We start from the raw sequence: 15,656 nt of genomic DNA, 5'->3' as shown, positions 1-15,656 counted from the left end.
GAGATGGACCGGGTCTTCGTAGAATATTACGAGGAGGAACTGTCCCACATACGCGGGCTGGCGGCGGAGTTCGCCGACATGCATCCGGCGGTTGCCCGCAATTTGTCGCTGGATACGGTGCCGTGTCCCGACCCCTATGTCGAGCGGCTGCTCGACGGCGTCGCCTTCCTCGCCGCGCGCACGCGCCTGAAGGTGGATGCCGAGCGCTCGCGGTTTTCGCGCAGCATCCTCGACGTGCTTTATCCCGATCTCGTCACGCCGGTGCCGGCAACCGCCATGGTGGTGCTGAAGCCCGGCCAGCAGGTGCAGACAATGCTTGCCGGCCACGTCGTCAAGCGCGGCACGCGGCTGGTCTCCAGCCTGCAGGCCGGCCTGTCGACACGCTGCACCTTCACCACCGCGCAGGACATGACGCTGTTTCCGATCGCGATCAGTTCGGTCGGCTATTTCCAGGACCGCAGCGCGCTTGCCGCCGCCGGCATCGGCCCGATCGCCGGCAAGGCCGGCGAAGCGGCACTTCGCATCACGCTGGCGCGGACCGGCAAAGGCAAGCTCGACGAACTGGCGCTCGACCGGCTCGACTTCTATTTCGCCAACCGCACCAAGGCGCCGCTAATCTTCGACGCCATCTTCGGAGTCTGCTCTGGTGTCGGCGCTCGACCGGAAGGCAAGACCAATCCATTGTCGCCGCTACCGCCGCCGGAGATGGTCGGCATTGCCGATGCCGAGGCGCTGATGCCGCGCACGCGGCCGACCTTCGAAGGCTACCGCCTGCTGCGCGAATATTTCATGATGCCCGAGCGCTTCCATTATGGGCGCGTCACCGGCTTGCTGCCGGTCGTGCGCAAATGCCAGGCCGGGCTCGAAATCATCTTCCTGTTCCGGCGTCCGGTGCCCGAACTCGCCGATCTGACGCCGGCGGATTTCGATCTCTTCGCCACCCCGATCATCAATCTCTTCGAGCGCGAGTGCAACATCGTCGAGCTCGACCAGCGCAAGACACGCCAGGTGCTGCATGCCGACCGCACGCGGGCGCGCGACTTTGAAATCTACCGCGTCATCCGCGTCGAAGACGCCGATGCCGAGGGACCCGACGCGGAGATACCGGAACTCTTCAGCCTTGGGCAAAATCGCGGCAGCGGCTGGGTCTATTCGACGGAGCGGCGGCCGCGCCGGCCGACCGAGGACGAGCGGCGCCAGGGCGTGACGCGGACCTCCTATGCCGGCGACGACGTCTTCCTGGCGGTGTCGCGCCCAGTCAACAGTCAGGCCAACCGGCCGCTCAAGCGCGTCGACGTCGTGGCACTGTGCACAAACCGCGATCTTGCCATCCTCGACGACACGCCAACGCTGACGCTGGAAGCGGGCGACCCGGTGGAATCGGTCAGGCTGCTCGGCGCGCTGCGTTCGCCGCAGCCGGCCATCCCGGCAGCGCTGCCGACCGGCGCCGACAGCGAGTCGCGCGCCGACGATCTGGCCTGGCGGCTGGTGTCGCAGCTGGCGCTGAACTTCCTCAGCCTGGCCAAGGAAGGCCGCGGCGTCGATCCGCTGCACGCGCTGCTCGATCTCTATGCCGAGCGCGGCGACCCCGGGCTCGCCCGCAATGTGCGCTCGATCGTGCGCATCGACTCGCGCGCGGTGATCGAAAGGCTGGCGATCGAAGGGCCGATGTGCTTCGGCCGCGGCACGGAGGTGACGCTGCATGTCGACCAGTCGGTGCTGGCTGGGCAGAGCACCTTGCTGATGTCGGGGCTGCTGTCGCGGCTGTTTGCCCGTCATGCCGGAATAAACGGGTTCGTGCGCACGCGCACGCGATTGCTCCAGAAACAGGAGGATGTGCCATGGCCGATGACGCCCGGCAATCGCTACCTGATCTAGAGCGAGCCGCAACCCTGTCCGAGAGTTTCGACTTCTTCGAACTGCTGCGCCGGCTCGAACGGCAAGGCGGCCTGTTCGGCCATTCCGGCCGGCCGGACCGCGAGCCGGCAAGGCTCGGCCAGAATGTGCGGCTGTCCTTCGCGGTGCAGGACGTGGTGGATTTCCGCGAGCCGACGGACAAGTCGCCGGCACGCGTCACGGTCAACAATCTCGGCCTGCTCGGACCCGAAGGGCCGATGCCACTGCATCTGACGCGCTGGGTGCTCGATCGCCTGTCGCAACGCTGGTATGCCGGCGCCGAGGCGCGGCAGACGAGCGACACGACCTTCGTCGATTTTGTCAATATCCTGCAGCACAGGATGATCGCGCTCTATTATCGGGCCTGGGCGGATGCGCATCCGGCTGTGCAGGTCGAACGCGGTGTCGGCGGCCGCGTCCGTTCCATGCTGGAAGCGATGGCCGGCATCGGGCTGCCGGGCACGCAGGATGCCGAACTCGATACAGTAAAACTTCGCCAGGCCGCCTCGCTCGCTGCCCAAGTCGACGGCCCCGAGCGACTGACGCTGTTCCTGGCCGAAGCCTTCAAGGTTCCGGTGGTGCTGAAGGAATTCGTCGGCGGCTGGATGACCATTCCCAAGGCGCTGCAGAGCCGGCTGGCCGGCAGCTATGCCACACTCGGCCGCAGCGCCACCATCGGCCCGCGCTCGTTCAGCCGGCAAAGCCGAATCGAACTGCGCATCGGTGCGCTCAGCTATATCGACTACAAGGCGTTCCTGCCCGGCGGCGAGCGGCTGAAGCTGTTGAAGCAGGCGGTGCGCGACCTAATCGGCGAGACCATCGATGTCGATCTCAGGATCGTGCTTGCGGCAAAGGCAGTGCCGCCGGCAAAGCTCGGCACCGTCCAGCTTGCCCGCACCACCTGGCTGGCGCGCAACCCTGCGCGAGGCGATGCCGAAGACTTGCGGCTGCGCACCATCGTCGGCTGGCGGGAAGAGGTTGCCTGATGAGCCTGCTGCTGACGCTCGAACAGGGACCCCGCGCGCAAGTCACGCGGCAGGCGCGGCTGGACGAGGGCGAGCTGGTAATCGGCCGCAGCGCCGACGCCGACTGGCAGATCAACGATCCCGACATGTTCGTCTCGCGCGCCCACTGCAAGATCACCAGCAAGCAGGGCGGCTATTTCGTCACCGATACCTCCAGCAGCGGGTTGTTCATCGACGATGCCGCCAGCCCGCTCGGCGCGGGAAATACCGCGCGCCTGCAAAGCGGCATGCGACTGCGACTGGGCGACTATGTGGTGTGGGTCGATTTGCAGACGGCGAAGACCGAGGCGCCGGCCTCCAGGCCTTCAGCGCCTGCCAGTAAGCCGGCGGCGTCGCGGGCGCCGGTCAGCCTCGGCGGCGACGATTTCTTTTCGTCCACCACGGAAGAAGAGCCGGGACGGCCACGCCCTGCCAACCTGCCCGATCCATTCGAAAAGCCGGTGCCCGGCGCATTCGCGCGTGCGCGGTCCGATGAACGCAGCTCGCAGGCGTTCGACGATCCGTTCAGCCTCGACCCTGTGGCAACGCCGGTGGCCGAGCCCACTGACAGAAACGGCGCCAAGCCATCGTTCGACGATCCCTTCGGCCTCGACTCCGCGCCGCTGTCGAGAGAGCCGAGCAGATCCAATCCTGAGAAGCCGCCGGGCTACGATGACGGGTTTGGTTTTGGCCCGGCCGAGTCCACCAGTCTCGACGCAGGCGCGACGGATGGCGGCGCAATCGATGCGGCCTCGCCTGCTCCCTCCGCGGCGCCGTGGGAGCTGCCGGCTCGCGCGGCCGAGCCATCGCCCAAGCCAACCCCGCAACCACCGCCCCGCCCTCCTGTCCGGCAAGCTGCAGCACGGCCATCGACCGGACAGCCGGACGCGGACCTTCGCGCTGCTTTCCTGCGCGGCATGGGTATGGACGAGGCCGGCTTTCCCGGCCGCAATCCGGTTGCCGACATGGAGAAATTCGGCCGCGAGTACCGGCTGATGATGGATGGGCTGATGCAGCTTTTGCGCAAGCGCGCCGAAGAGAAGGGCAACGCTCGCGTCGCGCAGACCGTGGTTGGCGCGTCCGAGGTCAACCCGCTCAAATTCCTGCCCTCGGTCGACGATGCGCTGGTAACCATTCTGGCCGAGCGCAGCCCCGGTTTCCTCGGCGCCGAAGCGGCGATCAAGGACGCGGTGCGCGATCTGGCGCAGCATCACGTTCGCGCCTGGCGCGGCGTGCAAGGCGCGCTCAAGCGCATGATCGACCGCTTCGATCCGGCGGCGATCGAGCAGGAACTGAAGTCGAGCTCGGCGATCGGCAATCTGCTGACCGGCGGGCGCGGCGCCAAGCTCTGGGAATTGTACCAGAAACGCCACCGTGAAATCGCTCACAGCGCCGAGACGCGCTTTCTGGGCGAGATCGGCGCTGATTTTCGTGATGCATATGAGGAGGACTGAGACATGATCGACAGACGCGAATTTATCCTTGCCATCGGGGCGACGGGACTGCTGACGGCTTGCCAGAGCGGCCCGCCCAAACCATCCGTCATCACAGTGAATCTTGCCGGCGGCGCCGGCATGAACCCGGGACCGGGCGGCGGCGACAGGCCGGTGACGGTGATGATCTTGCGGCTGAAAAGCACCGGCGCCTTCAATTCGGCCGATTATTTCGCCCTGCAGGGCGGTGCCGGCTCCGCACTTGGCGGCGATCTCATCGGCTCCGACACGATTTCCGTCGGACCCGGCAAGACCGCATCGAAGACCATCACGGTCGAGCCGGAAGTGGCAGCACTCGGCTTCGTCGCGCTGATCAGGGAACCCGGCGGACGCAACTGGCGTACCACCAAATCGGTTTCGTCGGGATCGAAATTCACCGTCAATGTGAAGCTCGGCAGCGGCGGCATTTCCGCCTAAAGCGCGTCGCGTTTGAACGGATTCAGGCGACGCGCTTTAGGTCTTTGTTTTTATGCATGTCGTTCTCTCAAAACCGTGACCACTTTTGAGCGACATGCATTGGGCGGCGAATCCGCAAAGCCGCGCGAGGCGATGAGCAGGAAGCAGAGAGTGCCGGCATGAACGATGCAAACAGGGTGCTGTGGTCGGAGGGACTGTTCCTCCGCACCCAGCATTTCCAGCAACAGGACCGCTTCTTCGAAGCGACGGTGCGCGGCGCCTTGCAGGCCGGGCATCTGCATACGTTCGGCTTTCGAACGCTGATGCTCGATCAGGCACAGCTCGATGCCGGCCAGATTTCGGTGCTCTCGGCACGCGGCATCTTTCCAGACGGGACGCCGTTCGCGATCCCCGAGACGATGGATGCGCCGCGGCCGCTGGCGGTGACGCCGGAGATGGGCGCTGGACCGGTGCTGATAGCGCTGCCGCTCGAGCCGCCAGGCGGCGTCGGCTTCGACCCCGCTCACGCCGAGCCGTCCGGCGCGCGCTATCGCGGCCGGATCGTGTCGGTGCGCGACGCCGTGCATGGCGGCTCCGATCCCGAGGAAATCGAGATCGCACGGCCGCAGGCGCTGTTGCTGGCGCCGGGCACGGCCGTCGGCGGCTACACCGCGCTGCCGGTGGCCGAACTCAAGGGCGTGCGCGCCGATGGCGGCGTGGCCTTGGACGACACCTTCCTGCCGCCGACCTTGGTCATCGGCGCGGCGTCCTGGTACAGCCGGCTGCTGCAGGAAGTGGTCACCGGACTCGACCAGATCGCCGAGGCGCATGGCAAGATGGTGCTGGGCGGCCCCGGGCGCAGCGTCGAGGATCTTCTGATCCTCAATTTGGTCAACGCCGCGCGGCCGCGGCTGGCGCACATGCTGGCGCAGGATGTCTTCCATCCAGCCGAGGTCTATATGGAGCTGGCCGGTCTCGCCGGCTCGATGGCGACCTATGGCTCGAGCGCAAGGCGGCTCGGCGAACTGCCTGTCTACGACCACATGGCGCCCGGACCCGCCTATTCGGCGCTGGCCGATGCGCTGCGTTCGCTGATCCTCAGCCTGCGCTACATCGAGCCGAAATCGCGCGCCCTGCCGGTCATGCGCCATGCCACCAATGTGTGGAAGATCCGCATCGACAACCCGAAACTTCTGGTGGCGAGCCGCATCGTGGTGCGGATCGGCTCCGAACTGTCGGAGGATGCCTTGCGCAAGATTTTCGTCAACCAGGCGACCGTCGGCTCGGCCAGCGAATTCGAAGGGCTGTGGAAATCACGCCTGCCCGGCATTCCGCTGAAGCCCCTGCATTCGCAACCGCGCGAAATTCCCTATGACGGCGACCGGCTGTGCCTCGAACTCGACCAGAAAAGCGAGCACTGGGCCTCGCTGCTCGAAGCGCCCGGTTTCGTGATCGGCGTTTCGGGCGTGCTGCCCAGCGAACCGCAGGTCGACTGCTACTCGGTCAACAGGTGAGATGATGAGCAGGGACGATCCATTCGGACTGTCCGAGGATCGGGAGCGGACGCGCATTCGGCTGAGCGGAGCGCCAACGCCGCGCGCCATGCCGCTGCCGGCGTCAGGGGTGACCGCGAAACGCTCCGCGCGCGCGCATCCGAACGTGCTCGTCAACGCGTTCTCGCCGCTGCTGGAATTTGCACCCGAACTCGAAAACGCGCAGCCGCCGGAGAACCCGGAAGCCCTGCGCACCAGGCTGCTCGACGAACTTGTGCGCTGCCGCGACACCACCATGGCGCAGGGCTCCTCGCTCGAGCGCGCCGACCAGGCCGCGTGGCTGGTGGCTGCGTTGCTCGATGATCTGGCGCTGAATACGCCGTGGGGCGGAGCCAGCGCATGGCCACGCCAGCCGCTGGTGGTGATGCTGCGCGGCGACGTCGATGCCGGCGCGCAGTTCTTCGCCCGGCTCGAAGAGCTTGAACGCCATCCCAATCGCGACCGCGAAATGCTGGAGTTGCAATATCATTGCATGGCGCTCGGCTTCCGCGGCAAATATCGCGTGCCGGGCCGCTCCGGCGACCGTTCGCTCAATGCGGTGCGGGTGGCTGCAGCGCGTTTCCTGCGCGACAGCGACGCCGAAGGCGCACCGCTGTCGCCCAACTGGAAGGGCGTGATCGCCTCCGACGAACCGCAGCGCTTCATCGTGCCGATCTGGGTGATGGTTGCGGCGGCGGCGGTGATCGCCACCGCCATCCATATCGGCCTGTCGATGAGCCTGAGCAGCCAGGCGGTCGAGCTTTCGGGGCTGGTTCGCGCCTTGCCGCCGCCGACGCGTACGGATGTAACCCGCACTTCGCCGAAGGTCGACGCGCCGCCGCCGGTGGCGGTGGATTTCGCGCTGCTGCCGGAGTTCCAGGCGGCAGCACCGGACGAGCTCAAGAGAGCGCTGAGCGGCACGGAGAGCGTGTCGCTGGCCCGGCTGGTCATTCAGGCCTCCAACCCCGAACTCTTCCAGTCGTCGCGGGCGCAGCTGTCCGACGGCTTCGATCCGCTTATCGCCTCGGTCGCCAAGGTGATCCTAGAAAACCAGGAGCTGATCGGCGATATCACCGTGGTCGGCCACACCGACGGCGTTCCCTTGCAAAAGACCAACCCACTGTCCACCAACCAGCGGCTGTCGGAAGCCCGCGCCGCGGAAATTGCCGATATCCTGATTCAGAACGGCGTGCCGAAGGAGCGCGTGCGCTCCGAAGGCCGGGCCGCCACCGATCCGGTGGCCGACGACGGCACACGCGAAGGGCGGGCCTTGAACCGCCGCGTCGAAGTGCTGGTCGAAAAGAGGCTGTGACATGTTCATCCTGCGCTTCCTCTGGGCGGTCCTGACTTCGCGTTTCCTGTGGACGCTGATCGGCCTGGCGCTGCTGTCGCTGATCATCTGGGTATTCGGCCCGATCGTACGGGTCGGCGACTATGTGCCGATGGCGTCGGAGACGGTGCGCATCGTCATCATCGCTCTTCTGGTGATCTTCTGGCTGATCTGGCTGATCGTCGCGCAGCGCCGCGCGATCCGCGCCAACCGCATGTTCGTCGCCGAGATTTCCGCCCCGGTCGAGGAAAAGCGGCTCAGCCCGGGCGAGGAAAACGTCGCCGCGGTCGGCGCCAAGTTCCAGGACGTCATGGTCGAGTTGAAGCGCCGCAAGCTCGGCGGCCGCAAGTTCCTGCGCGAGATGCCGTGGTATGTGATCGTCGGCCCCCCGGCGACCGGCAAGACGACGGCCTTGCGCCAATCCGGCCTCAACTTTCCGATCGACCTCACCGACGATCTGCAGGGCATCGGCGGTACCCGCAACTGCGACTGGTTCTTCTCCGAAAACGCAGTGATGATCGACACCGCCGGGCGCTATGTCCAGCAGGAAAGCCAGCCCGATGTCGACGCCGTGGAATGGCTGGGCTTCCTCGACCTGTTGAAGAAGCACCGTGGCCGCCGTGCGCTGAACGGCGTCATCGTTGCGCTTGGGATCGACGCGCTGTCCGAGGGCGACGAAGCCGTCAAGGCGCATGGCCGCAAGATCCGCAGGCGCCTGGCCGAACTCGAGGAGCGGCTGGAGATCCGCCTGCCGGTCTATCTGATGCTGACCAAGGCCGACCTGATCAGAGGCTTCGAGGCCTTCTTCGGCGGCCTGTCGACGGCGGCGCGCGAACAGGTATGGGGGACGACCTTCCCGCTCGATGCACGCGTCGACGCCAAGACGATCGCGGGCGAAATCACGACGCTGTCGAGGGAGCTGGAAAAGCGGCTGGTGCCGCGGCTGGAGGATGAGGACAAGCTGGCCGAACGGGCCGAGATCTTCCGCTTTCCCGCACAGCTGCAAAGCCTGTCCGAGCCGATCCAGGTGCTGGTCGAGGCGATGTTCGGCGAGAGCCGCTACGAGGAGGCAGCCTGGCTGCGCGGCCTCTATCTGACCTCGGCGACCCAGGAAGGCGCGCCGATCGACCGGCTGACCGCGGCGCTGGCCTCCTCCTTCGGCCTGCCGGCACGACGCACGATGCCGGCGCAGCGCTTCGAGAAGCGCAGCTTCTTCCTCAAGAACCTTCTGACCGAGGTGATCTTCAAGGAGGCCGGGCTTGGCACCTTCGATCCGCTGGCGCAGCGCCGCCGCAGCTGGATCTGGCGCGGTGCCGCCGCTGCCTGCGCGGCTGCGGCCATACTCGCCGGCGGCCTGTTCACCTGGTCCTACTACGACAACCGCAACGCCATCGCCGCGCAAGCCGGCCAGTTCGAAGCACTGCAGGCGCCGCTGACGTCGACCGCCGCGACGCCCGCCTCGGTGCTGCAGCCGGCTATGGACGTTGCGCTGACCGCCATGGACGAAGTCGTCAATGCCAGGACTGCGCCTCCGAACAAGGCGCAGGACCTGCTCGGGCCATCGGCTTCGGCCGAGATGATGCGGGCGCAGACCGACACCTATGACCACGCTCTGCGCAACGTGTTGGAGCCGCGCATGGTGGCGTTGCTGGAAGCGACCATGTGGCGGCAGATCCGCGATCCGGACTTCATGCTGGGCGCACTCAAGACCTACCGCATGATGACCGGCCTGTCTCAGATGGACTCCGACTTCGTCGAGAATTGGTGGGTGAACGACCTGCCCGAATTCGCGCCGGCCGCGCCCTTCCCGACCGCCGATGCCGAAGAACACCAGTTGGCCGCGATCCGGCGCATGGCGGTCGATGATAGCTACATCACACCCGACCAGGCGCTGGTCGCCGAAGCGCTGAAAACGGTCTGCACGATCTCGCTGCCGGCGCGGGCCTACAAGCAATTGCTGGCCGATCCGGCGGTGGCCGGATTGAAGGAATGGATCCCCGCCAATTTCGCCGGGCCGAACGGCGCCAAGGTGTTTTCGCGACGCTCCGACAAGACGCTGCGCGTCGGCATATCAGGCGCCTTCACCTATGACGGCTTCCACGATGCGATCCTCGACCGGGTCGAGGATGTCGCCGCCCAGGCGGCACTCGACCGCGCCGTGTTTGCCGGCGGCTGTTCTGAAAACTCCGAGACCTCGGTGTCGGCGCTGTCGGAAGACATCCTGAAGCTTTACTATGACGACTATATCGCGCAGTGGGACAGTTTTTTGCGCGACATGCGGCTGGCGCCGCTCAGCGACCTCAACATTGCCAGCGAGAATCTGAAAGACCTTTCCAGCGCCGATTCCGCGCTGAAGCGGCTGCTGACGGCGGTGGTCCAGGAGGTCGACCTCACCCGCTCGGACGAGGCGCCGACCGACGACAAGGCGGCGGCGAAGGGCGGCTCGAAACTGCTGGGCAAACTCGGCAAACTGGGCAAGATCGTCAAGACTGGCGCCAAGCTGCTGCCGCGCGCAGGATCGGCCAGCGAAGTCGACCTGACCGGCACGCTGGTGGCCGAACACTTCAAGCCGCTCAAGAGCACGATTGCCGAGGTCGACGGCCAGCCGCCGGCGCTCGATGCCGCGGTCGTTGCGCTGACGGCGCTGTCCAATGTGCTGCAAACGGTGACCGCCAATCCCGACCCGCAGGACGCGATCAAGAAACAGGGCGGGCTGGCCGAACTGACCGGCGCCGTCGCCCGCCAGGCACAGATCCTGCCCGACCCGGTCAACACCTGGCTGAGCGGCATTGCCGGCGACACCAGCGGGTTGACGCAGAAGGCCGTGGCCTCCGAGCTCAACGCCATCTGGCGCGCCGATATCCTGCCCTTCTGCCAGGCCGCGCTCAACGACCGCTATCCGTTCAGCCCAGACAGCGCCGTCGACGTCAATGTGCGCGACTTCGCCCGCCTGTTCGGACCGGCGGGCATGATCGACGGCTTCATCAACGACCATCTGCTCGGCTATGTCGACACATCGGCGCAGCCATGGAAATGGCGCGCCGATTTCGGACTCGATCCGTCGGCGCTTGCCGCCTTCGAGCAGGCGCGGCGCATTCGCGACGATCTCTTCCCTGGCGGCCAGGGCCCGGTGATGGCCTTTACGCTGGAGCCGACAGACCTGTCGCCCAACGTCACCCGTGTCACGCTCAATCTCGACGGCCAGAACCTGGTCTATTTCAACAATGCGACGCGGCCGCAACCGATGACCTGGCCCGGCAAGGACGGCACCGGCGTCATCTCGCTCGCCTTCCAGCCGATCGACGGCTCGCCCGAAATCATGCTCAACGAGACGGGTAGCTGGGCGTGGCTGAGGATGCTGCGCGGCGGCCGCTTTACCGGCACCTCGCTGTCCGACGTCTACAGCCTGCGGCTGGGGACGAAAGGCATGTACGCCGACTTCAAGCTGAAGGCGGCCAGTGTCGAGAACCCCTACAACCTCCAGATGTTCAAGAAATTCTCATGTCCGCCGCAGATCTGAACATCGGCTTCTTCGGCAAGATTCCGGCGACCGGAGATTTCGTTGCCGTAAACCTGCCGCGGACCTTCATCGACCGCTGGGACCGCTGGATGTCGATGGAGTTGCGCGAGAGGCCAGACGAGGGGGAATTGGATTCGCGTGTTTGGCGCTTCATCGTCAAGAGCGGCATTTTCGGCGACCGGCCCTGTGCCGGCGCATGGCGCATGAGCGAGGACCGCGTGGGACGCCGCTATCCGTTCGCGATCATCGGGATTGGGGCTACACCGGCACCTGACGATGCATGGTTCGACGGCGTTGCGTCAATCGTTGATGAAGCGGTCGAATTGCAGAGGACGCAGTCCTGGATAGCCGAAGGCTTGGCCAACCTTGCCGCGCCCAGCAACAGCCATGGCGATCCGAACCGGATTGGCTTCTGGCTCGACGACTGGTCGGTGCATGAGTTCGCGTTCTCGGATATTCACGACCTGGCGGCCAACGCCCTGCCGAAAATGCGCGCCCCGCGCCCTGAGACGGAATAGCTCTGATGGGCAGCACAGTCTTTGCTGAAGGCATGGGCTTCTTCCACAAAGGAAGCGGCGGCAAGGGCGTGGCGCCGGGAGATGTGTGCTTGAGCCCGCCTTCCCCGCCGGCAGGCCCGGTTCCGGTTCCATACGTCAACATGCTGTCTTCCAGCGATCTCACCAAAGGCAGTAAGAGCGTCAAGATCGAAGGCAATCCGACCGCGCTCGAAAGCTCGTCGGAGGTTGCGACCAGCACCGGCAACGAGCCGGCCACCCAAGGCCTCGGCGCGGGGGTCATAACGCACAAGATCAAGGGCAAGGGAGTGTTCAAGCTCTGGTCGTTCGTCGTCAAGGTGGAGGGTAAGGGTGTCTGCCGCCATGGCGACACCATGGAGCAGAACACGGCAAGTCCACTCCCGAACACCATCGATACCGCCGCCTTGGTCAACTTCCGCAATGCTCTTCTGGTGAAAGAGAAGAAGAAATGCACGACCGATTATTGCTACGACGATCATTACACCCAGCCAACAGGCCCGCAGAAAGCCAAGGTTCAGAACCGGCCATGCTGGGAATGCAAACGTAACCTTGACAGGTTGAAGAAACGCACGACCGGCAAGAACAAGACCGCGATCAAGCGACTGGAGGCCAAGGTCAACCGGCAAATTTCGGGGAAGGAAGCCCCGCTGATCGCCGATCACCAGCCGACGCAGAAGGCAGCGTGGTACGCGGGTGGATGCAATATAGAGATCGTCCCACAAGGCTTCAAGGATGCGATGAAAGCGCTTTACGTCAGGCCGCATTGCTCCAGCCACAGCAACAGCCAGCCGGGCCGGCAGTCGAAGGTGGACAACAAGGCGATTAGGAAGTTCATGAACGCTCGGGGGATCTAGGCGATGAGTGCAACGGGTTTTGCCGATCTCGACGCTGACTATACGGCGATAATCGATGCGTGGACCGCAGAGCTCCACGCCGTCATGCCGGCGATCGAGGAATGGTGGGGCGCACTGCAGCAGCGCCTGAACGCCTCCGGTGAGAACATAGCCAATCTGCATTGGCCCGCCGGGCTGGTGGCCCATCCACGGATTCTGGCGATCTACCGCAAGCACTACTTCAAGGTTCACGGCCTGAACCTTGAACGGTACGCCCGACAGACCGATGATGACAACGAGGACGATGAATCGAACTGGGGTGAGGATGGCGACGAAGCGGACGCCAGCGGTCCCGTGCCGCCCAATCTGCTGCTGGTCGAAATGATGTCCGAATACGACACGGAACTATTCAAGTACTTCAAGTACTTCGTCTATGTCCCGATCGGCGAGGATCCATCTCTCGAAATGTGCTGAGGCTAGAAGAAGATGGCAATGCGGATTGATCATAGTGTCGAACTCGGCCTGAACCGGCTTCTCAACGCACCCCAGGACGTTGTCGGTCCCGATCATGGAATCCGCCTCTCGCGCCGCGAGGCCTCTGCTGCCTATAGGTCCCTGTTCAAGGCCTACCTCGCTGACTTGCAGGAGACGTTCGAGGTGGCTTCCGAGATCTGGGAAGCTGGCCTCGACGAACTGGTCGATGGCGGCCTGACCGTCAATCAAGCGATCACGGCCCAGCTGGATGATGCAGCGGCCGGCCCGGCGAATCATCCGGCGGTGGTGTGGCTCGTGCGGGAATACTGGCTGCGATGCGTTGCGGTGGGGGAAACGCTGCCCGCGGCCGACCGCCTCGCGCCTGAGGTGTTCCTGCTGCAATGGGTCGTCGATGAAGGCAACAAGGAATATGTAGAACTGCTGACGGCCATGCCCTATTGGCCGATCGGGCTTGATGAAAACGGCCGGTGGTGCTGAACGATGGCCTTCGATGTCTGGCTGGAAAACAGGACACCCTTCGCCGCCGCGACGCACGTCCAATTGAATGCTGACGGCCAAGAAACTCTGATTGTCATGCTATCGGCAAGTTTCACGGCGACGGATGAAGGAAAGGAATTCCAGCCAGCGGCCGAACAGGTGCCGGTGATCTTTGGCGATGAGCCTTTTGGCGATCCGGCCCTTTCATCGACCCGCTACGAAGCGGACATCGCGCCCGTCAAGCCTGGCGCCGAGGTGATCGTGAATGGCGTCGCGCACGCGCCGGATGGAAGGCCGGTACGCGAGATGCAGGTTGGCCTGCGTGTCGGTAACTCGATCCGCAAGGTATTGCAGGTCGTCGGGGAGCGGATCTACGACTCCGGCGGCTACAGCGCACCGGCGCCTTTCCGGACCATGCCGATCGTCTATGAACGCACCTATGGCGGCACTTTGGAAGACTTGCGCACGGACCAGCGCAACCCAGTCGGCGTGGGGTACCATAACGCCCGGTCTGCAGATCCTGCGGTCAGAACCGAGGCGCCCAACGTCATGTATCCGGGCGAAGCGCAAGCCCGACCTGGGGAATCCCTGAGGCCGGCGGGATTCGGGACGATTGGCCGGGGCTGGCAACCGCGCCTGGCTTTCGCCGGAACCTACGACAAGGCTTGGCTCGATTCCCAATGGCCGCTCGCTCCCAAAGACTTCGACACGCGGCATTATATGTGCGCCCCAGCCGATCAGCAGATGGCCGGCATCGGCAACGGCGAGGATATCACGGTGATCGGCATGACGGCTTCGGGCAGATGGGATTTCCGCCTGCCGCGCATCACGGCCCCGCTTCGGCTCATTTATGACGATCGTGTAGAAGAAAACGCGTTCAAGCCTGACACCGTGCTCATCGAGCCTGACTTGAAGCGCGTGACCCTTAAGGCTCGTTTGGCAGTGGTAATCCGGCGCAACGTGCCGGCGCTGCGGGAAATCGCCTTCGGCCACATTTCTCCTGTTTGGATCAATGCGCGCCGCAAGCGAAAACTCTATCTCAATCTTCTCGGCGGCGACGGGGCCCTGCGCGATCGCTCGGCGTGGCAGCCGTGAAGCGGCCGCTCTACATCTCGGTTGGTGGCGCCGTCACGCCTGCTGGATTGAACGCGCGCCAGACCATCTCAGCCATTCGCGCCAACCTGTCAGCATTTCAGGAGGTGCCTCTTTCAGAGCCGTTTCCCACCACACAGATCGTGGCACGCATTCCAGCCAAGGCGGGCCTGCGACGCAATGACGGGGTATGGCTCGCCAGCATGGGCGCCCGCGCTCTCAAGGAGGCGATGCTCGACAACAAGGCAACGCCGGACCAGACCGCTGTTCTGCTCGCGCTGCCGGAGAGTTTCCGCGACCATCCAGCGTATGAAGAAGTCGAGCGGGGGCGCCTTTTGAATGCCATTTTCGAGCGATGCGGCCTGCGCTTCAATGCCGGCTCGCGCGTATTTGACGGCGGTGCCGCAGCCAGCGCCGGACTGCTCGACTATGCCGGCGACATGCTAGAATCCGGGACCGTCGCGCAGGTGCTGCTGGGTGGTGTGGACAGCCTCGTCAACGGGACCGACATTGCGCGCTTGATGCGAGCCAATCGTCTGAAATCCGAAAACAATGCTCAAGGGGCAGTCCCTGGCGAGGGCGCTGTCTTCGTGCGCCTGACGCGAGCGCCGGGGAGCGGGCCGGCTGCAATGATTTGCGGGGCGGGCCTGGCTCAAGAGATCGACAGCGTTCTTTCCGAACGCCAGAGTCAAGGCCGTGCGATGGTGGCTTCGCTGCTTGCTGCCTTCAGCGGGTCCGGACCCAAGGAACCCGATATCGAGTTCCTTGTCAGCAATGGAAACGGGGAACGGTACAGCGGGCTCGAACAACTGGTCGGTCGCTCGCGCTTCTACCGCACGCACCGCGAGATATTCCCGACAGCCTACCCTGCGATGACGGTCGGCGACATTGGAGCCGCTAGTGCGGCACTTGTTCTGATGCTGGCGGCCGACAGTTTTATAAGCGGTTACGCGCCGGGCCGCGTCGCAGCCTGCGAGCTTGCATCCGAGGGTGGCAACCGGTCGGCGATCGCGCTTACCGACCTCCGCCAACGCTGAACGGAGGGACAAGCC

Annotated in this window: 13 protein-coding genes; all 13 read left to right on the top strand. The window is 64.9% G+C overall.

The window, feature by feature from the left end; all coding sequences use genetic code 11:
- Nucleotides 1-3: 3 nt before the first annotated feature.
- The 13 genes from tssF to NKI32_RS23055 all read left to right on the top strand — a co-directional run bounded on the left by tssF (nt 4) and on the right by NKI32_RS23055 (nt 15,641).
- Entirely contained in the window at nt 4-1,878 is a 1,875-nt protein-coding gene (gene tssF, locus NKI32_RS23115) for a type VI secretion system baseplate subunit TssF (protein ID WP_352655720.1), read from the top strand.
- A complete protein-coding gene (gene tssG / locus NKI32_RS23110; RefSeq protein ID WP_023815188.1) occupies nt 1,842-2,882 on the top strand; it encodes a type VI secretion system baseplate subunit TssG in 1,041 nt (346 codons plus the stop codon). Before tssF ends, tssG begins: the two co-directional genes overlap by 37 nt.
- A complete protein-coding gene (gene tagH / locus NKI32_RS23105) occupies nt 2,882-4,354 on the top strand; it encodes a type VI secretion system-associated FHA domain protein TagH (protein ID WP_353003746.1) in 1,473 nt (490 codons plus the stop codon). Before tssG ends, tagH begins: the two co-directional genes overlap by 1 nt.
- 3 nt (nt 4,355-4,357) lie before the next feature.
- Nucleotides 4,358-4,810 carry a type VI secretion system lipoprotein TssJ gene (gene tssJ, locus NKI32_RS23100; RefSeq protein ID WP_023714855.1) on the top strand — a complete coding sequence of 151 codons (453 nt, stop codon included), beginning with the start codon at nt 4,358-4,360 and terminating at the stop codon, nt 4,808-4,810.
- A 158-nt stretch (nt 4,811-4,968) separates the two neighbouring features.
- Nucleotides 4,969-6,303 (top strand): type VI secretion system baseplate subunit TssK, encoded by a 1,335-nt coding sequence (tssK, locus tag NKI32_RS23095; RefSeq protein ID WP_353003744.1) that lies wholly within the window; start codon nt 4,969-4,971, stop codon nt 6,301-6,303.
- Between the two features lie 4 nt (nt 6,304-6,307).
- Nucleotides 6,308-7,633, top strand: coding sequence for a type IVB secretion system protein IcmH/DotU (gene icmH, locus NKI32_RS23090; RefSeq protein WP_353003742.1), 1,326 nt, complete (start codon nt 6,308-6,310; stop codon nt 7,631-7,633).
- Between the two features lies 1 nt (nt 7,634).
- Complete coding sequence (gene tssM / locus NKI32_RS23085) at nt 7,635-11,171, top strand: type VI secretion system membrane subunit TssM (protein WP_353003740.1); 3,537 nt, start codon at nt 7,635-7,637, stop codon at nt 11,169-11,171.
- Entirely contained in the window at nt 11,153-11,689 is a 537-nt protein-coding gene (tagF, locus tag NKI32_RS23080; protein WP_023682618.1) for a type VI secretion system-associated protein TagF, read from the top strand. The genes tssM and tagF overlap by 19 nt, the downstream gene beginning before the upstream one ends.
- A gap of 5 nt (nt 11,690-11,694) precedes the next feature.
- Nucleotides 11,695-12,561, top strand: coding sequence for a DUF4150 domain-containing protein (locus NKI32_RS23075; RefSeq protein WP_023682619.1), 867 nt, complete (start codon nt 11,695-11,697; stop codon nt 12,559-12,561).
- Between the two features lie 3 nt (nt 12,562-12,564).
- Nucleotides 12,565-13,014 carry a hypothetical protein gene (locus tag NKI32_RS23070; RefSeq protein ID WP_353003738.1) on the top strand — a complete coding sequence of 150 codons (450 nt, stop codon included), beginning with the start codon at nt 12,565-12,567 and terminating at the stop codon, nt 13,012-13,014.
- Nucleotides 13,015-13,032: 18 nt separating this feature from the next.
- Complete coding sequence (locus tag NKI32_RS23065; protein WP_023682621.1) at nt 13,033-13,512, top strand: hypothetical protein; 480 nt, start codon at nt 13,033-13,035, stop codon at nt 13,510-13,512.
- A 3-nt stretch (nt 13,513-13,515) separates the two neighbouring features.
- Nucleotides 13,516-14,607, top strand: a complete 1,092-nt coding sequence (locus NKI32_RS23060; protein WP_352625549.1) for a DUF2169 family type VI secretion system accessory protein — start codon at nt 13,516-13,518, stop codon at nt 14,605-14,607.
- A complete protein-coding gene (locus NKI32_RS23055) occupies nt 14,595-15,641 on the top strand; it encodes a hypothetical protein (RefSeq protein ID WP_023682623.1) in 1,047 nt (348 codons plus the stop codon). The genes NKI32_RS23060 and NKI32_RS23055 overlap by 13 nt, the downstream gene beginning before the upstream one ends.
- The last annotated feature ends 15 nt before the right edge of the window (nt 15,642-15,656 follow it).

The sequence above is a fragment of the Mesorhizobium sp. M0761 genome (genome assembly GCF_040320205.1).
Taxonomy (GTDB): domain Bacteria; phylum Pseudomonadota; class Alphaproteobacteria; order Rhizobiales; family Rhizobiaceae; genus Mesorhizobium.
Note: the sequence above shows the minus strand (reverse complement) of the source record. Positions and strands in the feature narration are given on the sequence as shown.